The organism is Pseudoxanthomonas helianthi (assembly GCF_017939625.1).
Classification (GTDB): domain Bacteria; phylum Pseudomonadota; class Gammaproteobacteria; order Xanthomonadales; family Xanthomonadaceae; genus Pseudoxanthomonas_A; species Pseudoxanthomonas_A helianthi.
In genome coordinates, this window is sequence record NZ_JAGKTC010000002.1 from 723,111 (window position 1) to 742,124 (window position 19,014).

At 66.1% G+C, this 19,014-nt stretch carries 19 protein-coding genes; 12 read left to right on the plus strand and 7 right to left on the minus strand.

The window, feature by feature from the left end; genetic code table 11:
• Positions 1 to 40 precede the first annotated feature (40 nt).
• Genes nth through J5837_RS11090 form a run of 3 tightly spaced genes read right to left on the minus strand, consistent with a single transcriptional unit; the run spans position 41 to position 1,874 of the window.
• On the minus strand, positions 41 to 745 hold the full coding sequence (gene nth / locus J5837_RS11080; RefSeq protein WP_210536798.1) for an endonuclease III: 705 nt from the start codon (positions 743 to 745) through the stop codon (positions 41 to 43).
• Complete coding sequence (locus J5837_RS11085; RefSeq protein WP_210536799.1) at positions 742 to 1,092, minus strand: hypothetical protein; 351 nt, start codon at positions 1,090 to 1,092, stop codon at positions 742 to 744. The genes nth and J5837_RS11085 overlap by 4 nt, the downstream gene beginning before the upstream one ends.
• The gene (locus J5837_RS11090; protein WP_210536800.1) at positions 1,092 to 1,874 is read right to left on the minus strand and encodes an enoyl-CoA hydratase-related protein; all 783 of its coding nucleotides are present in this window, start codon (positions 1,872 to 1,874) and stop codon (positions 1,092 to 1,094) included. Before J5837_RS11090 ends, J5837_RS11085 begins: the two co-directional genes overlap by 1 nt.
• A gap of 182 nt (positions 1,875 to 2,056) precedes the next feature.
• On the opposite strand from J5837_RS11090, the gene J5837_RS11095 reads away from it, so the two are divergent.
• The 4 genes from J5837_RS11095 to J5837_RS11110 all read left to right on the plus strand — a co-directional run bounded on the left by J5837_RS11095 (position 2,057) and on the right by J5837_RS11110 (position 5,666).
• Positions 2,057 to 2,779, plus strand: a complete 723-nt coding sequence (locus J5837_RS11095) for an FKBP-type peptidyl-prolyl cis-trans isomerase N-terminal domain-containing protein (RefSeq protein WP_210536801.1) — start codon at positions 2,057 to 2,059, stop codon at positions 2,777 to 2,779.
• A 175-nt stretch (positions 2,780 to 2,954) separates the two neighbouring features.
• On the plus strand, positions 2,955 to 3,752 hold the full coding sequence (locus tag J5837_RS11100) for a CoA pyrophosphatase (RefSeq protein WP_210536802.1): 798 nt from the start codon (positions 2,955 to 2,957) through the stop codon (positions 3,750 to 3,752).
• Positions 3,749 to 4,624: a sulfurtransferase gene (locus J5837_RS11105; protein ID WP_210536803.1), complete on the plus strand. Its 876-nt coding sequence runs from the start codon at positions 3,749 to 3,751 to the stop codon at positions 4,622 to 4,624. Before J5837_RS11100 ends, J5837_RS11105 begins: the two co-directional genes overlap by 4 nt.
• Before the next feature lie 103 nt (positions 4,625 to 4,727).
• Entirely contained in the window at positions 4,728 to 5,666 is a 939-nt protein-coding gene (locus J5837_RS11110) for a DUF1684 domain-containing protein (protein WP_210536804.1), read from the plus strand.
• 21 nt (positions 5,667 to 5,687) lie between these two features.
• Here J5837_RS11110 and J5837_RS11115 read toward each other — a convergent pair whose 3' ends face one another.
• Positions 5,688 to 6,464 (minus strand): enoyl-CoA hydratase/isomerase family protein, encoded by a 777-nt coding sequence (locus J5837_RS11115; RefSeq protein ID WP_210536805.1) that lies wholly within the window; start codon positions 6,462 to 6,464, stop codon positions 5,688 to 5,690.
• A 36-nt stretch (positions 6,465 to 6,500) separates the two neighbouring features.
• On the opposite strand from J5837_RS11115, the gene J5837_RS11120 reads away from it, so the two are divergent.
• Positions 6,501 to 6,941: a copper chaperone PCu(A)C gene (locus tag J5837_RS11120; RefSeq protein ID WP_210536806.1), complete on the plus strand. Its 441-nt coding sequence runs from the start codon at positions 6,501 to 6,503 to the stop codon at positions 6,939 to 6,941.
• Between the two features lie 12 nt (positions 6,942 to 6,953).
• On the opposite strand, the gene J5837_RS11125 is transcribed toward J5837_RS11120, so the two are convergent.
• A complete protein-coding gene (locus J5837_RS11125) occupies positions 6,954 to 7,373 on the minus strand; it encodes an acyl-CoA thioesterase (RefSeq protein ID WP_210536807.1) in 420 nt (139 codons plus the stop codon).
• A complete protein-coding gene (gene uvrA, locus J5837_RS11130) occupies positions 7,370 to 10,303 on the minus strand; it encodes an excinuclease ABC subunit UvrA (RefSeq protein ID WP_210536808.1) in 2,934 nt (977 codons plus the stop codon). Before uvrA ends, J5837_RS11125 begins: the two co-directional genes overlap by 4 nt.
• A gap of 455 nt (positions 10,304 to 10,758) precedes the next feature.
• Here uvrA and rplU point away from each other — a divergent pair, with 455 nt between their 5' ends.
• From rplU to cgtA, 3 genes are all read left to right on the plus strand, one after another.
• Positions 10,759 to 11,067, plus strand: coding sequence for a 50S ribosomal protein L21 (gene rplU, locus J5837_RS11135; RefSeq protein ID WP_210536809.1), 309 nt, complete (start codon positions 10,759 to 10,761; stop codon positions 11,065 to 11,067).
• Positions 11,068 to 11,079: 12 nt separating this feature from the next.
• The gene (rpmA, locus tag J5837_RS11140) at positions 11,080 to 11,340 is read left to right on the plus strand and encodes a 50S ribosomal protein L27 (RefSeq protein WP_210536810.1); all 261 of its coding nucleotides are present in this window, start codon (positions 11,080 to 11,082) and stop codon (positions 11,338 to 11,340) included.
• 90 nt (positions 11,341 to 11,430) lie between these two features.
• Positions 11,431 to 12,486 carry an Obg family GTPase CgtA gene (gene cgtA / locus J5837_RS11145; protein ID WP_210536811.1) on the plus strand — a complete coding sequence of 352 codons (1,056 nt, stop codon included), beginning with the start codon at positions 11,431 to 11,433 and terminating at the stop codon, positions 12,484 to 12,486.
• Positions 12,487 to 12,568: 82 nt separating this feature from the next.
• Here the strand turns inward: cgtA and rpsT are convergent, their stop codons facing one another.
• Complete coding sequence (gene rpsT / locus J5837_RS11150; RefSeq protein WP_210536812.1) at positions 12,569 to 12,841, minus strand: 30S ribosomal protein S20; 273 nt, start codon at positions 12,839 to 12,841, stop codon at positions 12,569 to 12,571.
• Positions 12,842 to 12,993: 152 nt separating this feature from the next.
• On the opposite strand from rpsT, the gene murJ reads away from it, so the two are divergent.
• The 4 genes from murJ to ileS all read left to right on the plus strand — a co-directional run bounded on the left by murJ (position 12,994) and on the right by ileS (position 19,003).
• A complete protein-coding gene (murJ, locus tag J5837_RS11155; RefSeq protein WP_210537020.1) occupies positions 12,994 to 14,586 on the plus strand; it encodes a murein biosynthesis integral membrane protein MurJ in 1,593 nt (530 codons plus the stop codon).
• Positions 14,587 to 14,711: 125 nt separating this feature from the next.
• A complete protein-coding gene (locus J5837_RS11160) occupies positions 14,712 to 14,876 on the plus strand; it encodes a hypothetical protein (RefSeq protein WP_210536813.1) in 165 nt (54 codons plus the stop codon).
• 351 nt (positions 14,877 to 15,227) lie between these two features.
• On the plus strand, positions 15,228 to 16,175 hold the full coding sequence (locus J5837_RS11165) for a bifunctional riboflavin kinase/FAD synthetase (RefSeq protein ID WP_210536814.1): 948 nt from the start codon (positions 15,228 to 15,230) through the stop codon (positions 16,173 to 16,175).
• Entirely contained in the window at positions 16,172 to 19,003 is a 2,832-nt protein-coding gene (gene ileS, locus J5837_RS11170; RefSeq protein WP_210536815.1) for an isoleucine--tRNA ligase, read from the plus strand. The genes J5837_RS11165 and ileS overlap by 4 nt, the downstream gene beginning before the upstream one ends.
• Positions 19,004 to 19,014 lie beyond the last annotated feature (11 nt).

Here is a 19,014-nt window from a genome sequence, read left to right on the forward strand (position 1 = left end):
GGGCTAAAGCATTCGCGGCCAAGGTCGCTCCCACGTCGACCTAAGGCGTCTTGTCCTTGAACTTGCAGATGTCGCGGATCACGCAATGCGGGCAGTCCGGCTTGCGCGCCTTGCACACGTAACGGCCATGCAGGATAAGCCAGTGATGGGCGTCCTGCTTGAACTCCTCCGGCACCACTGCAAGCAACTTGTCCTCGACCGTGCGCACGTCCTTGCCCGGCGCCAATCCGGTGCGGTTGGCGACGCGGAAGATGTGCGTGTCCACGGCGATGGTCGGTTCGCCGAACGCGGTGTTCAACACCACGTTGGCGGTCTTGCGGCCGACGCCGGGCAGGGCTTCCAGCGCGGCGCGGTCGCGCGGCACCTCGCCGCCGTACTGCTCCACCAGGATGCGGCAGGCGGCGATGACGTTCTTCGCCTTGGCGTTGAACAGGCCGATGGTGGCGATGTATTTCTTCAGGCCTTCCTCGCCCAACGCGAGGATCGCCTGGGGCGTGTTCGCCACCGGATACAGCCGGCGCGTCGCCTTGTTGACGCCGACGTCGGTGGCCTGCGCCGACAGGATCACCGCGACCAGCAGCTCGAACGGCGTCCTGTACTCCAGCTCGGTGGTCGGTTTCGGGTTCAGCTCGCGCAGGCGGGTGAACATTTCGACGATCTGCGCGTGCGTCAGCAGGCTTGCGCACACCGGCCGTTTCGTGGGCGCTTTCTTCGCCGGTGTCTTCCCCGTGGTCTTTTTCGTCATGGTTCGCGGCGTTGGGCGGCCTTGGCCTTGGCCCGCGCCAGCACGGCGGCGGCGGCGGGCGGCAGGGCCGGTTTCTTCTCGATCACCACCGGCGCGCGCCGCGCTTCGCGTTCGGCGGCGATGCGCGCCAGCCGTGCGTTGCGCGCGCGGTAACGTTCGCGCGCGGCCCAGGCCTGTTCGATGCGCTGTCTTGCGGCATCGATCCGGGCGACGGCCGAGGGCTCGCAACCGGCGCAGGCGACGAAATCCATCAGCCCCGCGTCGAGGGCCGCATCGATGTCGTCGTCGGCCAGCAATGCGGCCAGCCGTGAAGCCCCGGCGCAGTCGTGGGATGCGCTCGTTCGCATCAGCGGCCGGCGAAGGCGGGCTTGCGCCGCTCCAGGAACGCCTGCGTGCCTTCGCGCATGTCGTCGGTGGAGAACATCAGGCCGAATTGCGCGGTTTCGTAGTGCAGGCCTTCCTCGATGGCGCATTCGCCGCCGACGTTGATCGCATCGAGGATGCCGCGCAGCGCCAGCGGCGCCGCGTTCGCCAGTTGCGTCGCCAGCTTGTCCGCTTCGGCGTCGAGTTCGGCCGCCGGCACGACGCGATTGACGATGCCGAGCTGCTGCGCGCGAGTAGCATCGATGGGTGCGCCGAGCAGGCACAGTTCCAGCGTCGCCGCGCGCCCGGCCAGCCGCAGCAAGCGTTGGGTGCCGCCGAAGCCCGGGATGAGGCCGAGGTTGATCTCGGGCTGGCCGACCTTGGCCGTGTCCGCGGCGATGCGCAGGTGGCAGGCCATCGCCAGCTCCAGCCCGCCGCCGAGGGCAAAGCCGTTCATCTTCGCCAGCACCGGCTTGGACAGGGTTTCGATCCGCCGCATCAGCCGCTGCCCGCGCAGGGAGAAATCGCGTGCCTCGGCCGGGCGCAGACCGGCCATTTCGGCGATGTCGGCGCCGGCGACGAAAGCCTTCGGCCCCGCGCCGGTCAGCACCACCGCCCGCACCGCCGGATCGGCCGCGGCAGCGTCGAAGGCCCCCAGCAGGGCATCGAGGGTCGCGGCATTCAGTGCATTGAGCTTGTCCGGGCGGTTGACCGTGATGGTGCGGATGGCGCCTTGATCGGCGGACAGGACGGCGGATTCGCTCATGCGCTTGCTCGTAAAGGAAAGGTAAAGGCGGAACTTTGCCGCCCCGGGATGGTCACAGGGGCCTGCCTACAGTGGCCGTTAAGCCCGCGAATGGCTATCCTAGCGCGTTCGTGCTTTCAGGCTGAACGCTCGGGGCGGGTAACCGCCTTTTTCATTTAGACAACCCGGAGAATCGGTACACCATGAAGTTGCGTCTGCTTTCCGCCAGCCTGCTGGCTCTGACCCTGGCCGCCGGCAGCGCCGCAGCTCAGGACACCGCCTCCGAAAAGGGCAAGCTGAGCTATTACTTCGGCTACGACTTCGGCAACAACCTGCAGGGTTTGACCGAGCGTGGCGAACAGATCGACATCGAATCGCTGGTCAAGGGCCTGCGCGACGCCTACGCCAAGCAGAAGCCGGCGATCACCGCCGAGCAGCTGAAGCCGGCCATCGAAGCCTTCCAGAAGCGCGAGGAAGGCCGCGCTGCCAAGGCCAAGGCCGACTTCGAGAAGATGGCTGCCGACAACAACGCCAAGAGCACCGCGTTCCTGACCCAGAACAAGGCCAAGGCCGGCGTGCAGACGCTGCCCAGCGGCGTGCAGTACCGCGTGCTGGAAGCCGGCACCGGCGCCAAGCCGACCCAGGCCAGCTCGGTGACCCTGCAGTACCGCGGTTCGCTGATCGACGGCCGCACCTTCGTCGACACCTACAGCCCGCCGCCGGGCCAGGCCGCGCCGCCGCCGCTGGCGATCAAGATCAGCGAAGTGCCGCTGGTCGGTCTGCGCGAAGCGCTGCAGCTGATGCCGGCCGGTTCGCGCTGGGAAGTGGTCCTGCCGGCCGACAAGGCCTACGGCAACGGCCCGCAGTCGCCGGTTGGTCCCGGCCAAGCGGTGGTGTTCGACGTCAAGCTGGTCAGCGTGAAGTGACGCATTGGCGCGGGCGCTTTGCGCCCGCCTTTGCCAATGCGTCGTCCCCGCGCAGGCGGGGATCGCTCTTCACCGGATAATGCTCAAGCGTTCCGATTGCGCCGGCTTCGTGCCGGCGCAGTCTTTTAAGGCGTCGCAAATCCGTCGGCGCTATCCTGTGCAGGTGTCTGATCCGATGAATGCCGTGTCCCGCGCCGTGCTCAGTCCGTGCATCGGCGTGTGCACCCTCGGTGTCGGCGGGCTTTGCCTGGGCTGCTGGCGCAGCGCCGACGAAATCGCCCGCTGGTCGCTGCTGAACGACGAGGAACGCCTGCGCCTGATGGACCATGTATTGCCCGAACGCGAGCGCCGGGCCGCGCACGCTGCATTGCCGGAACGGCCGATACTGCAGCGCGCCTTGCATCCGCTGGACCGGATTCCGGACGGGCAGGGCTGGAACCATGACGAACTGGTCGACCTGTTGCCGCCCGGCATGCTGCGCGAAGCCGCGGTGCTGGTCGGGCTGGTGCCGCGCGAAGCAGGCACTGCGGTGTTGCTGACCCGCCGTACCGACGACCTGCGCCACCATGGCGGGCAGGTCAGTTTTCCCGGTGGCAGCGTCGACCGCCTCGACGCCGGCGTGGTCGCCGCTGCGCTGCGCGAAAGCCGCGAGGAAATCGCCCTGCCGGGCTCGCTGGTCGAGCCGCTGGGTTTCCTCGATCCGTTCACCACGATCAGCGGTTTCAGGGTCACGCCCGTCGTGGCCGTGGTCGACAAGGGCTACGTCGCGCAACCGAACCCGGCCGAAGTCGCCGAAGTATTCGAAGTGCCGCTGGCTTACCTGATGGAATCGCGCAACCTGCGCAGGGTCGAACTGGATTACAAGGGCCGCCAGCGCACCGTGCTGGAATACGACTGGCCCGGCCAGCGCATCTGGGGCGCGACCGCGGCGATCCTGTCCAACCTGCGCCAACGGATGGAGCTCATCGCATGAACACCTCCCCGATGCACTGGACCACCCTGGTCGACGCGCCGACGCTCGCCGCCCACCTGGACGATCCGCAGCTGCGCCTGTTCGATGCGCGCGCGACCGCAGCGGTGCAGGGCACGGCGGACATGGTCGCGGCCTATGCGGCTTCGCACCTTCCCGGCGCGCAGTACGCCGACCTCAACCTAGACCTTTCCGACCTGAGCAAGGCCGGGCAGGGCCGGCATCCGTTGCCGGACGACGAAGTCTTCGCACGCAAGCTCGGCCTGTGGGGCGTTTCCCCGGCGCACCAGGTCGTGGTCTACGACGCCGGCGACGGCAGCATGGCCGCGGCGCGTTTCTGGTGGTTGCTGAAGCTGCTGGGCCACGAACGCGTGGCCGTGCTCGATGGCGGCCTGGCGGCGTGGCGTGCGGCGGGATTGCCGGAAACCGCCGAGGTGAAGACGCAACCGGAAGAAGCACCGTATCCGGCGAGCTTCGACCGTTCCCGGATCGTCACTGCCGACGCGGTGCGAGCGCGCATCGAACGCGAAAGCGGCTGGTTGGTCGACGTGCGCGCGGCCGAGCGCTTCCGCGGCGAGGTCGAGCCCATCGACCCGGTCGCCGGCCACGTGCCCGGCGCGGTGAACCGTGCGTTCGCGTCGAACCTGCGTGATGGGCGTTTCAAACCGAAGGAAGAACTGCACGCCGAGCTCGCGGCGTTGCTGGGCGATCGTGCGTCTTCGGAAATGGTCGCGATGTGCGGCTCCGGCGTCACCGCCTGCCACCTGCTGCTTGCGCTGGAACATGCCGGCCTGCATGGCGCGAAGGTGTTCGCCGGTTCGTGGAGCGGGTGGATCAGCGATCCGTCGCGGCCCGTCGCGAAAGGCGCAACGTAGGCGTCGACGGGCCGCTGATGACGCTCCGCGCATGGCGCACGAGCCAGAATCATTTCCCAAGGGTCGGCATTGCGCATACCTTGGCGAGGTTCTCAGATGGAGCATGCGCATGAAACTCCTTCCCGGCCTGCTTGCCGTGGCTGTGCTGGGCGGCTGTTCGCCCGCTCCGCAGGCGGCCAACTCCGCGCGACCCGCGGCGAAAGGGGCCGGTCTTGACGCCGGATATCTTGCCGAAATCGAACGCTGGCGCAGCGAACGCGCCGAGGAATTGCGCGACCCCGACGGCTGGCTGAGCTTCGCCGGCTCGGGACAAGTCGCCACGGGCGCGCACAGCGTCGGCAGCGCGGCAGACAACGCCATCGTGTTGCCGAAAGGCCCCGCGAAATGGGGCACCCTGCATCTGTCCGGCGATGGTCGGCTGCGCTTCGACGCAGCGCCCGGCAGCGGGGTGACCGTGGACGGCAAGGCGTTCGATTCCGTGTCCCTGCTGACCCAGCGGGACAAGGGCGGGCCGACCAGCATCCAGGCCGGCAAGCAGCGCTTCTACGTGGTCAGGACCGGCGAAGTCCATGGCTGGCGCTTCCGCGATCCTGAATCGCCCGCATTGGAGGCATTCGCAGGGGTGCCGCACTTCCCGGTCGATCCCTCGTGGCGGATCGAAGCAGACTGGAAAGCCTATCCGCAACCGAGGAAGATCGACCTGCTCACCAGCAACGGCACGCTGGAGCCGGGCGAGGTGCCCGGCGAGGCGACGTTCCAGCGCGATGGCGAGCGTTACACCTTGCTGCCGATCACCCAGGAAGACGACGAACAGCTGTTCTTCATCATCGCCGATCGCACCAGCGGCAAGGAAACCTACGGCGGCGCCCGTTTCCTCTACACGCCTCCGGCGCGCGACGGCAGGATCGTGCTGGACTTCAACAAGGCGCAGAACCCGCCGTGCGCGTTGAACGGGCACGTGGTCTGCCCGACCGCACCGCCGGAGAATCGCCTGGACCTGCGCATCGCAGCGGGCGAGAAAACCTATCCGCTGGCGCATTGAAACGATGCGGCGCGACGCCGCTTATTTCTTCAATCGCGCGACCATCGCTTGCAACGCGGCCTGCGTATCCGGCGAATGCCAGCTTTCGATGAAGCGCTCCAGCTGGATGTTCTCGGGTTGCAGTGCTTCGACCACGTCGGCGCGCGCCAGCGTGCGGGTCTGCAGCATCGGCTGCTGCGGCAGCTTCAACAGCGATTGCAGCCACGCGATGGCGCGCGGTACGACATCGATCGCGTCGGCGAGTTCGTCGACCATGCCGATTTCGAAGGCGCGCTCGGCCGGCACCAGGGCACCGGAAACCAGCAGCAATTCGGCGCGATGCGGGCCGACCACGCGGCGCATCAATTGCTGGATGCCGTCGGGCGCGACCAGGCCGACCTGGGTTTCGTTGAGGCCGATGGCGAACGGCCTGGCCGGATCGGCGCTGCGCGCCATCACCCGGTAGTCGCAGCACAGCGCCATCACGCAGCCGCCGGCCGGCGCATGTCCGGTGATCGCGGCGGCGACCGGCACGCGCGATTCGGCCAGCGCCCGGGCCACGCCGAAGAACGCGTTCCAGCTGTCGAGCAGGGCGGCGCGGTCGTCGCCGTGCGAGAGCAGGAACGGCACGTCCAGGCCGCCCGAGAACACCCGTTCGCCACCCGACAGCACGATGCCATGCACGTCGTCGCCGATCGCCGTGGCCAACGCATCGATCAGCGCTCGGCACAGGGCGGTGTCCAGCGCATTGACCGGCGGGCGGGCCATGCGGATCTCGCGGATGTCGCCGTGCTGGAAGGTTTCGACCAGTGGGTTCATTCAGTACTCCATCGGTTGCGGCGCTATCATAGGCCAATGAACGCACGCTTCCTTGCCGCTTTTTTCGTCGTGTCCGTTTCCGCGCCGTTCGCCGCCCATGCCAAGCAATGCGCGCCGGTGGTGAAGGACGGTTGGGTGCGTCTGGGTCCGGTGGCGATGCCGATGATGGCCGGCTTCGGCCGCATCGAGAATCCGTGCCCGCAGCCGGTCGCGGTGGTTTCGGCACGCAGCCCGGCTTTCGGCGACGTGTCGATCCACGAAAGCCGCGTGGTCGATGGGGTCAACCGGATGCGCGAGCTGGCCGAACTGCCGGTCGCGGCGAAGTCGGGCGCAACGCTCGCGCCGGGTGGCCTGCACCTGATGCTGATGCGCCCGTCGGCCCCCTTGAAGGAAGGCGACAGGATCGCCGTGACCTTCAAGTTGAAGGACGGACGCGAGGTTTCCGGGAAACTGGTGGCGAAAAAAACCGGGCCTTGAGCCCGGTTTTTTTCATCCCATGCAGGCCGCCCGCACCGACTCCGGCAATGGCCGCGCCTTGCCGGTCCTGCGGTCGATCCACACCGCGACCACGTTGCCGTCGTTGTACAGCGTCTTGCCGTCGGCGCTGACGATGCGGTGGGCGATCGTCGTGCTGCTGGTCCCGATCTTCTCCACGTACAGGTCGATTTCGACGTCCGCCGGATACGGAATCGGCTGGCGATAGTTCAGTTGCACCGAGACCACGACCGGCGCGAATTCGTCGGTCACCCAGGCTTCGCCGATGGAATCGAACCAGCGGATGCGCGCTTCCTCGAGGAAGGTCAGGTAGCGCGCGTTGTTGACGTGGTCGAACGCGTCCAGGTCGCTCCAGCGCAATTGCAGCGGCATGCGGAACAGCGGCTTGGGCAGGGTTTCGGCGGGCTGGCTCATCGTGCGGCCTTCTTCTTGGCGGACTTGCGCGGCGGAAGCACGTCGGGCTTGGCGACCGCGGCGGGCTTGCTCGCCTTGCTGGCGGAAGCCGGCAGCAACGGCTTGAGAAAGCGCCCGGTGTGCGAATCCGGGTTCGCCGCGATCTGCTCCGGCGTGCCGGTGGCGAGGATCTGCCCGCCGCGATGGCCGCCTTCCGGACCCAGGTCGACGACCCAGTCGGCGGTCTTGATCACGTCCAGGTTGTGTTCGATCACCACGATGGTGTTGCCGTCGTCGCGCAGTTTGTGCAGCACGCCGAGCAGCGCCTCGATGTCGTGGAAGTGCAGGCCGGTGGTCGGCTCGTCGAGGATGTACAGGGTGCGCCCGGTGTCGCGGCGCGACAGCTCCTTCGACAGCTTCACGCGCTGCGCCTCGCCGCCGGACAGCGTGGTCGCGCTCTGGCCCAGCTTGATGTAGCTCAGGCCTACGTCGACCAGCGTTTCGAGTTTCCGCGCCAGCGCCGGCACCGGCTCGAACAGCTTCAGCGCATCCTCGACGGTCATTTCCAGCACGTCGTTGATGTTGTAGCCCTTGTACAGGATCTCCAGCGTTTCGCGGTTGTAGCGCTTGCCGTGGCAAACGTCGCAGGGCACGTACACGTCGGGCAGGAAGTGCATCTCGACCTTGATCAGGCCGTCCCCTTGGCAGGCCTCGCAGCGACCGCCGCGCACGTTGAAACTGAAGCGCCCGGGCGAATAGCCGCGCGCGCGCGCTTCGGGCACCTGCGCGAACAGCTCGCGCAACGGCGTGAACAGGCCGGTGTAGGTCGCCGGATTCGAACGCGGGGTGCGGCCGATCGGCGACTGGTCGATGTCGACGACCTTGTCGAACAGATCGAGTCCGACCACATCGCGGTACGGCGCGGGCGTGTGCGAAGCCCCGTTGATTTCGTTCGCGGCCAACGCATACAGCGTGTCATTGATCAGCGTCGACTTGCCCGAACCCGAAACGCCGGTGATGCAGGTGAACAGGCCGGCGGCAATGTCCAGGTCGACATTCTTCAGGTTGTTGCCGGTGGCGCCGCGCAGGTGCAGGGTCATCTGCGGGTTGGCCTTGTGCCGCGCCTTCGGCACTTCGATGCGGCGCTTGCCGGACAGGTATTCGCCGGTCAGCGAACGCGGCGACTTCATGATGTCCTGCAGCGAACCTTCGCCGACGATTTCGCCGCCGTGCACGCCGGCGCCGGGACCGATGTCGAGAATGTGGTCGGCGGCGCGGATCGCGTCTTCGTCGTGTTCGACCACGATCACCGTGTTGCCGAGGTCGCGTAGGCGGGTCAGGGTGCCGAGCAGGCGTTCGTTGTCGCGCTGGTGCAGGCCGATCGACGGCTCGTCGAGCACGTACATCACCCCGACCAGGCCGGCGCCGATCTGCGAGGCCAGGCGGATGCGCTGCGCTTCGCCGCCGGACAGCGTGTCGGCCTTGCGTTCCAGGGTCAGGTAGTCGAGGCCGACATCGACCAGGAAGCCGAGGCGCTCGGCGATTTCCTTGACGATCTTGGTCGCGATCTCGCCGCGCCAGCCCGGCAGCGACAGCTGGCGGAAGAACGACAGCGCTTCGTCGACCGGCATCACCACCAGCTCGGGCAGCGGGCGGTCGGCGACGAACACGTTGCGCGCGGACTTGTTCAAACGCGCGCCGCCGCACTCGGGGCAGGGGCGCTCGCTGATGTACTTGGCCAGTTCCTCGCGTACCGCCGGCGATTCGGTTTCCTTGTAGCGGCGTTCGAGGTTCGGCACGATTCCTTCGAACTTGTGCTTGCGCTGCACGCGTCCGCCGGAATCGGTGATGTAGTTGAAGGTGATCAGTTCGCCGTCGCTGCCGTACAGCACGGCCTGGCGGACGTTTTCCGGCAGCGATTGCCATGGCACGTCGACGTCGAACTTGTAGTGCTTGGCCAGCGACTGGATCAGCTGGAAGTAGTAGGCGTTGCGCCGGTCCCAGCCGCGCACCGCGCCGGCGGCCAGCGACAGTTCCGGATGCACGACCACGCGCGCCGGGTCGAAGAACTGGGCCACGCCCAGGCCGTCGCATTCGGGGCAGGCGCCGACCGGCGAGTTGAACGAGAACAGGCGCGGTTCCAGTTCCGGCAACGAGTAGTCGCAGACCGGGCAGCTGTACTTCGACGAGAACAGCAGCGGCGCGGCGTCGGCATTGTCCAGCGACTGCACGGCGGCCATGCCATCGCCGAGCTTCAGCGCGGTTTCGAAGCTTTCGGACAGGCGCTGCTTGAGGTCGGCGCGCGGCTTGAAGCGGTCGATCACCGCTTCGATGGTGTGCTTCTGCCGCAACGCCAGCGGCGGCACCGCGTCGATTTCGTACAGCGTGCCGTCGACGCGCACGCGCACGAAGCCCTGCGCGCGCAGTTGCTCGAACACCTGCGCATGCTCGCCCTTGCGCTCGCGGATCACCGGCGCCAGCAGCATCCAGCGCTGCTCGGCGGTCTCCGGCTTGTCGGCCAGCGCCAGCACCTGGTCGACCATCTGGCTGACCGTCTGCGCCTCCAGCGGATAGCCATGGTCGGGGCAGCGCGGCAGGCCGACGCGCGCATACAGCAGGCGCAGGTAGTCGTAGATCTCGGTAATGGTGCCGACGGTGGAGCGCGGGTTGTGCGAAGTCGATTTCTGTTCGATCGAAATCGCCGGGGACAGACCCTCGATGTGGTCGACGTCCGGCTTCTCCATCACGCTGAGGAACTGCCGGGCGTACGCCGACAGCGATTCGACGTAGCGGCGCTGGCCTTCCGCGTAGATGGTGTCGAACGCCAGCGACGACTTGCCCGAGCCGGACAGGCCGGTGATGACGATCAGCTTGTCGCGGGGGAGGTCGAGGTCGAGGTTCTTGAGGTTGTGCGTCCGCGCGCCGCGGATGCGGATGAAGTCCATGGCCATCGGGTGGGGTCCGTGAGGCGAACGAGTAAGCGTAGCGGTCGCTTTATTTGGGGGCAAATACGACCAACTCCAAGAATGCAGGGAAGGAGTCCCGGATGCTGAGACAGCCACGAGTTGGGGGCCGACAGCTCGCTTCGATCAGCCCTGGGGGAGGCAGCAAGGCATAGGTTCGGGGGTATGGGACGACAGGATTTAGTATTTATTTTATTTATCAATAACTTAGGTTGTATGACCCGCGCCATGGGCGAGTTAGAACCGCCACCCCGCCTGTGCCAGCGCCGGTGCATGGAGTCCGGGCCGGCACGTTCGGCACCGGCCCGCCGCCCCGCGAGGTTTCGGTTCCCCCACCATTTGACCGCAAGTTCCTGTTATCGCTACAATTCCGCTTCTGTCCGCCCCGCTGGGGATGGCCAGGCCGAAAATAACTACAGAATCAAAGCCTAGAGGTTCCCACCATGTACGCAGTTCTGGTCACCGGCGGTAAGCAATACCGCGTCGCGCAGGGCGAAACGCTCCGCGTCGAAAAGCTCGAAGCCGAAGCCGGCAATTCGATCACCTTCGACAACATCCTGCTGTTGGGCGATGGCGACGGCATCACCGTCGGCGACGCGCTCAAGGGCGCCAGCGTCACCGCCAAGGTCGTCGGCCACGGCCGCGCCGACAAGGTGCGCATCATCAAGTTCCGCCGCCGCAAGCACCACATGAAGCAACAGGGTCACCGGCAGCATTACACCGAAATCGAAATCACCGGCATCAGCAAGTAAGGAGAAACAGTCATGGCACACAAAAAGGGCGTAGGCTCCTCGCGCAACGGCCGCGACTCCAACCCGAAGATGCTCGGCGTGAAGGTGTACGGCGGCCAGTCGATCGACGCCGGCAACATCATCGTCCGCCAGCGCGGCACCCAGTTCCATCCGGGCGCCAACGTCGGCCTGGGCCGCGACCACACGCTGTTCGCGCTGGTCGACGGCAAGGTGGAGTTCGCCACCAAGGGTCCGCAGAAGCGCCGCACGGTGAGCGTGGTCGCCGCCGAGTAATCGCGCCGGCGCATCGCTTCCCCGGAAAGCCCCGCTTCGGCGGGGTTTTTCGTTTGTGAAGCCCCTACCTTTGTTATCTAATTCCCCATCATGAAACTCGTAGACGAAGCCGAAATCCAGGTCATCGCCGGCAATGGCGGCAACGGTTGCGTCGGCTTCCGTCGCGAGAAGTTCATTCCGTTGGGCGGTCCCGACGGCGGCGATGGCGGCAACGGCGGCAGCGTGTGGCTGCGTGCCGACGAAAACCTCAATACCCTGGTCGACTTCCGCCACGAGCGGAACTTCCGCGCCCAGCGCGGCGAGAACGGCATGGGCCGGCAGATGTACGGCAAGGCCGGCGAGGACCTGGTCATCACCGTGCCGGTCGGCACCGTGGTCACCAACGTCGAGACCGACGAGGTGATCGGCGACCTGACCGTGCATGGCGACCGCCTGCTGGTGGCCAAGGGCGGCAAGGGCGGCCTGGGCAACATGCACTTCAAGAGCTCGGTGACCCGCGCGCCGCGCAAGGCCACGCCGGGCGAAGAGGGCGAGCAGCGCCTGCTGAAGCTGGAACTGAAGCTGCTGGCCGACGTGGGTCTGCTCGGTTTCCCGAACGCCGGCAAGAGCACCTTCATCCGCGCCGTGTCCGCGGCGACGCCGAAGGTCGCCGACTACCCGTTCACCACCCTGTACCCGAACCTCGGCGTGGTCAGCGTGGAGCCGCACCGCAGCTTCGTCATCGCCGACATCCCCGGCCTGATCGAAGGCGCGGCCGACGGCGCCGGCCTGGGCGCGCAGTTCCTGCGCCACCTGCAGCGCACGCGCCTGTTGCTGCACCTGGTCGACATCTCGCCGATGGAAGGCGGGGTGGAAGGCGTGGCGCCGGCCGAACAGGTGCGTGCGATCGAACGCGAGCTGGAAAGGCACGACCCGGAGCTGCTGCGGAAGCCGCGCTGGCTGGTGCTGAACAAGGCCGACCTGATGTTCGAGGACGAGGCGGCCGCGGCGGCGCAGGCGATCATCGACGAACTCGGCTGGACCCAGCCGTGGTACCTGGTTTCGGCGATTTCGCGCGAAGGCACCTGGCCGATCATGAAGGACGTGATGGCGTTCTTCGACCGGCTGCGCGAGGAAGCGGAAGAGGCCGCGAACGGTGCTGGCTGAGTCGGCCGTGCTTTCGGCGCGGGAAAAAAAGAAGCCCGGCCAAGGCCGGGCTTCCGTGTCTTCGCGTCCGAGTGCCGCTGTATCAGGCGGCGGTCTGCAGCGCCTTGATGCGCGCGGTCAGGCGGCTCTTGTGGCGGGCGGCCTTGTTCTTGTGGATCAGGCCACGGGCGCTGAAACGGTCGAGGATCGGCTGGGCGACCGCGAAGGCTTCCTGCGCGCCCTTGGCGTCGTTGGCGTCGAGCGCCTTCAGGACTTTCTTGACGGCGGTGCGAAGCTGCGAGCGCTGGGCATTGTTGCGCGCGTTGCGCACGATGGTCTGCTTGGCGCGCTTCTTGGCGGACTTGATGTTGGCCACGGTGGGTTCCTGGGAAATTCGGGTCTGGACGGAAGACGGAAAATCGAGCCGGAAATTATGGGGTATTCAAAGACTTGCGTCAACCTGACCGCCGGGCGGTCCGATTCGGGCCGGAACCGGGTGCCGGAGGGCGCGAAGTGAGCCCGCCGCGCATGCTCAAGGGGCTGCTGTCGTTCGGCAGCATGACCCTGCTCAGCCGGGTGTTCGGGCTGGTCCGGGATCGTCTGATCGGCCATTATTTTGGCGCGAATGCGATGACCGACGCCTTCTTCGTCGCGTTCCGCATTCCCAACTTCATGCGCCGATTGTTTGCGGAAGGATCCTTTTCCACGGCGTTCGTGCCCGTTTTCACGGAAATCAAGGAGAAGCGCAGTCAGGCCGAACTCAAGGAGTTGATGGGGCGCACCGCCGGCACCCTGGGTGGGGTGCTCCTGGTGGTAACGGCCTTGGGTATGCTGGCCTCGCCATGGCTGGCTTCGCTGTTCTCCAACCATGCCGCTCCGGTGCCCGGGCAGCAGGAACTGATCGCGCGCCTGCTGCTGCTGACCTTCCCATTCCTGCTGTTCGTATCGCTGACCGCGCTGGCGGCCGGAGCGCTCAACAGCTATCACCGCTTCGGCCTGCCTGCGTTCACGCCGGTGATCCTGAACCTTTGCATGATCGCCGCCTCGATCTGGGGTTCGAAGGTCGCCGATCCGCCGATAATGGCGCTGGGCTGGGCGGTGCTGGCCGGCGGCATCCTGCAGCTGCTGTTCCAGTTCCCGCAACTGGCCCAGTTCGACTTGCTGGTCCTGCCGCGCTGGGGCTGGAAGCATCCCGACGTCCGGCGGGTGATGCGGCTGATGGTGCCCACGCTGATTGGTTCGTCGGTTGCGCAGATCAACCTGCTTTTCGACACCTTCATCGCCGCCAAGCTCGCTGCCGGCTCGCAAAGCTGGCTGTCCACCGCCGACCGTTTCCTCGAGCTGCCCTTGGGCGTTTTCGCGATCGCGCTCGGCACGGTAGTGCTGCCGACGTTGTCGCGCCACCACGTCAACGAGGATCGCCAAGCCTTCTCCCGGTCGCTGGACTGGGGTTTGCGGACCACTTTCCTGATCATCGTTCCGGCCATGCTGGGACTGATGCTGTTGTCGTTGCCGCTGGTGTCCACCTTGTTCCAGACGGGGCGTTTCGACGCTTTCGCAGCGCGCATGACCGCACTGTCGGTTTTCGGCCTGAGTTTCGGTCTGCCGGCCTTCGCCTTGGTCAAAACCGTGTTGCCGGCGTTCTACGCACGTCAGGACACCCGCACCCCGATGCGGGCCGGTCTTATCGCGCTGGTTGCCAACATGGTGTTCAACATCGCCCTGTTGGCGCTGTTGTACGTATGGAAGGTGCCACCGGAAGAGCAGGCCAAGGGCATCATGGCGGGATTGGCTAGCACGCCGGGCCTGCATTTTGCGTTGGGTATTGCCAGCGCATTGTCCAGTTACCTGAACCTCGGGTTGCTGCTGTATTGGCTGCGCGGGGCACGGGTTTACGACCCTATGCCGGGTTGGGGCGGGTTCCTGACGAAAGTTGGGTTCGCCAATGGCGTGATGGCGGCGGGCCTGTTGGTCGCCCTGTGGCTCGCCCCCGAATTCACGACCATGGGGGCATGGTCTAGGGTCTGGTGGTTGACGGCGTTGGTGGTTGGTGGGGCGTTGACCTACGGGTTGGTAATGTTGGCGCTGGGGTTTCGTCCGAGGGATCTGCGCGATCACTGACAACAAACTGCAGAAGAGGCGGGGCGGTGCTAAGCTCCTTTCGCCTCATACAGAAAGCCAATATTTTTTTGGACTTATGCGTGAGGCAGGAAGCTTGTTCTACAAACAACATATGGAGATGTGTAATGAAAAGCTTGAATGAAAATGAAATTTCGGCTGTCTCAGGTGGGCTGGCGAACCTTGGTCCAAACGTTATGATCATGAATGACGGAGGAGAAGAGTATTACGTTCCCCTAAATCTGAGCGGTGCTTGGGCTATGGCGGTCCATGAGTATTTTGATCGGTTCTAAATTGTCGTCGGTGAATGAAAGTCTCTCGCCGAATTGAGTCGCGCCGATGAAAGTCTGGCCAGTTCCGTGTAGTTGGAGCTGGCCAGTTTTTTCCTCTTGAAGTCAGCGCTGTCCCGTTACTTGAACTTGCCGATGGTGCTGACTGCGCCAAGCGGACAGGACGTGCAGCCGGGCGGGGCTTGCCCGGGGTCTTCCTGATCGATAAGTGGAAGCAGATAGGCGGGCCCGGCGCGTTAAAGATCAGAGCCCGGTGGTCTGCCGGCTGGACGCCGGCATTGGATCCCCTCCCTCAACCCGCCCAACCCCCTTGAGCATTGAGACTCGCCCGGGCCGGCTATACTTCAGGGTTCAATGAGCAGGCTTTTCCGTGACGTCGACGGCGGGACGCTGTACCCGCAAGGTAGCGTGGTCTGCATCGGCGCTTTCGATGGCCTGCACCTGGGGCATCGCACGCTGGTGCGCCACGCCGTTGCGCGCGCCCGCGAACTCGACCTGCCGGCGGTCGCGCTGAGCTTCGAACCGCTGCCGCGCGAGTTCTTCTCGAAGGAATTGCCGCCGCCGCGCCTGACCCTGGCACGGGCCAAGGCGCAAGGCCTGAGCGTGCTCGGCAGCGACGGCGTCGGCCTGTTGCGCTTCGATGCACGGATGGCGGCGATGAGCGCCGAGGACTTCGTGCGTCGCGTGCTGGTCGATCGCCTGCGGGCGCGGGAAGTATGGATCGGCCCTGATTTCCGCTTCGGCAACCGTCGCGGCGGCGACCTGGCGCTATTGCAGCGCATGGGCGCCGAACTCGGTTTCGCCGCCCACGAAATCGCGCCGGTGACGGCGCAGGGCGAGCGCGTCTCCAGCACGCGCATCCGCGAGGCGCTGCGCAACGGCGACTTCACCGATGCCGCGCGCCTGCTGGGCCGGCCCTACGCCATCGGCGGGCGGGTGGTGCGCGGCAAGCAGCTTGGCCGCACCCTCGGTTTCCCCACCGCCAACCTGCGCTTCCCGAAGACGCCCGCGTTGTCCGGCATCTACGCGACCTGGGTGCACGGAGTGGACGCGCGTGCGTGGCCGTCGGTTTCGAGCTTCGGCACCCGGCCCACGGTCGATGGCGTCGAGCCCTTGCTGGAAGCGCACCTGTTCGATTTCTCCGGCGACCTGTACGGGCGCCATATCGAAGTGGAGTTCGTCGCCAAGCTGCGCGAAGAACTGAAATTCCCCGATTTGCCTAGCCTGACCGAGCAGATGCAGCGCGACGCCGAAGACGCGCGCCGCATCCTTTCCGAATCCCGATTCCGAGCCACCGCGTGAGCCACGATTACAAAAGCACCCTGCACCTGCCCGCGACGGATTTCCCGATGCGCGGCGACCTGCCCAAGCGCGAGCCGGAAACGCTGAAGCGCTGGTACGACGCCGATCTGTACGCGCAACTGCGTGCGAACGCGAAGGGCCGGCCGCTGTTCGTGCTGCACGATGGCCCGCCTTACGCCAACGGCGCGATCCACCTGGGCCATGCGGTCAACAAGATCCTCAAGGACGTTATCGTCAAGTCGCGCTACCTGGCCGGCTTCGATGCGCCCTACGTGCCGGGCTGGGACTGCCACGGTCTGCCGATCGAAATCGCCGTGGAGAAGAAGTTCGGCAAGGTCGGCACCAAGCTCGATGCGGCGCAGTTCCGGCAGAAGTGCCGCGAATTCGCCGAGGAGCAGATCGAAGTCCAGCGCAAGGACTTCAAGCGCCTGGGCGTGCTCGGCGACTGGGACAACCCGTACAAGACGCTGAACTTCCGTTTCGAAGCCGACGAGATCCGCGCGCTGGCCAAAGTCGTCGCCAACGGCCATCTGGTTCGCGGCGCCAAGCCGGTGTACTGGTGCTTCGATTGCGGTTCGGCGCTGGCCGAAGCGGAGATCGAATACCAGGACAAGCAATCGCCGGCCATCGACGTGGCCTACGCCGCGCGCGATGCGAAGGCGCTGGCGGCGGCGTTCGACGCCAGCGTGCCGGCCGATGTCGAAGTCGCGGTGCCGATCTGGACGACCACGCCATGGACGCTGCCGGCATCGCTGGCGGTGTCGCTGGGAGCAGACCTCGATTACGTGCTGGTCGAAGGCCCGGCGCGCGACGGCAAGCGCCGCTGGCTGGTGCTGGCCGAGGCGCTGGCCCAGAAGGCACTGCAGCGTTACGGCGTCGCCGAGGTCGTGGTCCACGGCAGCGCCAAGGGCGCTGCGCTGGAAGGCCTGCTGCTGTCGCATCCGTTCTATCCGGAACGCGAAATCCCGGTCATCCTCGGCGAACACGTGTCCGCCGAAGACGGCACCGGCGCCGTGCACACTGCGCCCGGCCACGGCCAGGAGGACTTCGCGGTCGGCCAGCAATACGGCCTGATCGAAAAGTACACCGCCGCGCAGATGAACCCGGTCGACGGTCGCGGCGTATACCTGCCGTCGACGCCGCCCGCGGGCGATCTGGTACTGGCCGGCCAGCACATCTGGAAAGCCAACGACGCCATCGTCGAATTGCTGCGCGGCAACGGTTCGCTGCTGGCGTTCTTCAAGCTCGACCACAGCTATCCGCATTGCTGGCGGCACAAGACGCCGGTGGTGTTTCGTGCCACCCCGCAGTGGTTCATCTCGATGGAACAGGCGCACTTGCGCCGCGACGCGCTGGCCGCGATCAAGCAGGTCGGCTGGTTCCCGCAATGGGGTGAGGCGCGCATCGCCAGCATGGTCGAAGGCCGACCCGACTGGTGCATCAGCCGCCAGCGCACCTGGGGCGTGCCGATCGCACTGTTCGTGCACAAGGAAACCCACGAGCCGCATCCGCGCAGCGTCGAATTGATGAACGCGGTCGCCGAGCGCGTGGAGCAGGGCGGGGTGGACGCGTGGTATGCGTTGGACGCCGCCGAACTGCTCGGCGACGAAGCGAAGGATTACGACAAGGTCACCGACATTCTCGACGTGTGGTTCGACTCCGGCGTCACCCACGAAGGCGTGTTGCTGGAACGCGGTTTCGGCAAGCCGGCCGACCTGTATCTGGAAGGTTCCGACCAGCATCGCGGCTGGTTCCAGAGCTCGCTGCTGACCGGCGTGGCCATCGACCGGCACGCGCCGTACAAGCAATGCCTGACCCACGGCTTCACCGTGGACGAGCACGGCCGCAAGATGTCGAAGTCGCTCGGCAATGGCATCGAGCCGCAGGAAATCATGAAGACGCTGGGCGCGGACATTCTGCGCCTGTGGATCGCTTCGGCCGATTACAGCAACGAGATGGCGCTGTCGCAGGAAATCCTCAAGCGCAATGCCGATGCGTACCGCCGCATCCGCAACACCGCGCGTTTCCTGCTCGGCAACCTGCATGGCTTCGAGCCGGCGCGCGACCTGCTGCCGCTCGACGAAATGGTCGCGCTGGACCGCTGGATCGTGCATCGCGCCTGGGAGGTGCAGCAGAAGATCGTCGCTGCCTACGACCGCTACGACTTCGCCAGCATCGTGCAGGCGTTGCTGAACTTCTGCAGCGTCGACCTCGGTTCGCTGTACCTCGACGTGACCAAGGACCGGCTGTACACGATGCGCGAGGATTCGCGCGGCCGGCGCAGCGCACAGAGCGCGATGTTCCGCATCGCCGAAGCCTTCGTGCGCTGGATCGCGCCGGTGCTGAGTTTCACTGCCGACGAGATGTGGGGTTATCTTCCGGGCGAGCGCAAGGCGAACGTGCTGTTCGAAACCTGGTACGACGGCCTGGCGCCGTTGCCAGAAGACGTCACGTTGTCCGCTGCCGACTTCGACCAGTTGCTGGCGCTGCGCGAGCAGGTCGCCAAGGTGCTGGAACCGATGCGCGCGAACGGCGTGATCGGCGCGGCGCTGGACGCCGAAATCGCGGTGTCGGCCAACGCCGACCTCGCGGCGAAGTGGCAGCCGCTGGCCGAGGAACTGCGCTTCCTGTTCATCAGCGGCGACGTGACGGTGACGCCGGTGCAGGCCGACGAAGTGTTCGTGCTGGCGCAGCCGACCGCCAAGCCCAAGTGTGTGCGTTGCTGGCACCATCGCGCCGACGTCGGCGTCGATCCCGCGCATCCGGAACTGTGCGGGCGTTGCGTGAGCAACGTGGAAGGGCCGGGCGAAGACAGAAAATGGTTTTGATTTTCCTTCTC

Bases quoted from the DNA above. Each gene is read 5' to 3' on its own strand.
- nth (WP_210536798.1), bottom strand. From the start codon at position 745: ATGACGAAAAAGACCACGGGGAAGACACCGGCGAAGAAAGCGCCCACG.
- J5837_RS11085 (WP_210536799.1), bottom strand. From the start codon at position 1,092: ATGCGAACGAGCGCATCCCACGACTGCGCCGGGGCTTCACGGCTGGCC.
- J5837_RS11090 (WP_210536800.1), bottom strand. From the start codon at position 1,874: ATGAGCGAATCCGCCGTCCTGTCCGCCGATCAAGGCGCCATCCGCACC.
- J5837_RS11095 (WP_210536801.1), top strand. From the start codon at position 2,057: ATGAAGTTGCGTCTGCTTTCCGCCAGCCTGCTGGCTCTGACCCTGGCC.
- J5837_RS11100 (WP_210536802.1), top strand. From the start codon at position 2,955: ATGAATGCCGTGTCCCGCGCCGTGCTCAGTCCGTGCATCGGCGTGTGC.
- J5837_RS11105 (WP_210536803.1), top strand. From the start codon at position 3,749: ATGAACACCTCCCCGATGCACTGGACCACCCTGGTCGACGCGCCGACG.
- J5837_RS11110 (WP_210536804.1), top strand. From the start codon at position 4,728: ATGCGCATGAAACTCCTTCCCGGCCTGCTTGCCGTGGCTGTGCTGGGC.
- J5837_RS11115 (WP_210536805.1), bottom strand. From the start codon at position 6,464: ATGAACCCACTGGTCGAAACCTTCCAGCACGGCGACATCCGCGAGATC.
- J5837_RS11120 (WP_210536806.1), top strand. From the start codon at position 6,501: ATGAACGCACGCTTCCTTGCCGCTTTTTTCGTCGTGTCCGTTTCCGCG.
- J5837_RS11125 (WP_210536807.1), bottom strand. From the start codon at position 7,373: ATGAGCCAGCCCGCCGAAACCCTGCCCAAGCCGCTGTTCCGCATGCCG.
- uvrA (WP_210536808.1), bottom strand. From the start codon at position 10,303: ATGGCCATGGACTTCATCCGCATCCGCGGCGCGCGGACGCACAACCTC.
- rplU (WP_210536809.1), top strand. From the start codon at position 10,759: ATGTACGCAGTTCTGGTCACCGGCGGTAAGCAATACCGCGTCGCGCAG.
- rpmA (WP_210536810.1), top strand. From the start codon at position 11,080: ATGGCACACAAAAAGGGCGTAGGCTCCTCGCGCAACGGCCGCGACTCC.
- cgtA (WP_210536811.1), top strand. From the start codon at position 11,431: ATGAAACTCGTAGACGAAGCCGAAATCCAGGTCATCGCCGGCAATGGC.
- murJ (WP_210537020.1), top strand. From the start codon at position 12,994: ATGCTCAAGGGGCTGCTGTCGTTCGGCAGCATGACCCTGCTCAGCCGG.
- J5837_RS11160 (WP_210536813.1), top strand. From the start codon at position 14,712: ATGAAAAGCTTGAATGAAAATGAAATTTCGGCTGTCTCAGGTGGGCTG.
- J5837_RS11165 (WP_210536814.1), top strand. From the start codon at position 15,228: ATGAGCAGGCTTTTCCGTGACGTCGACGGCGGGACGCTGTACCCGCAA.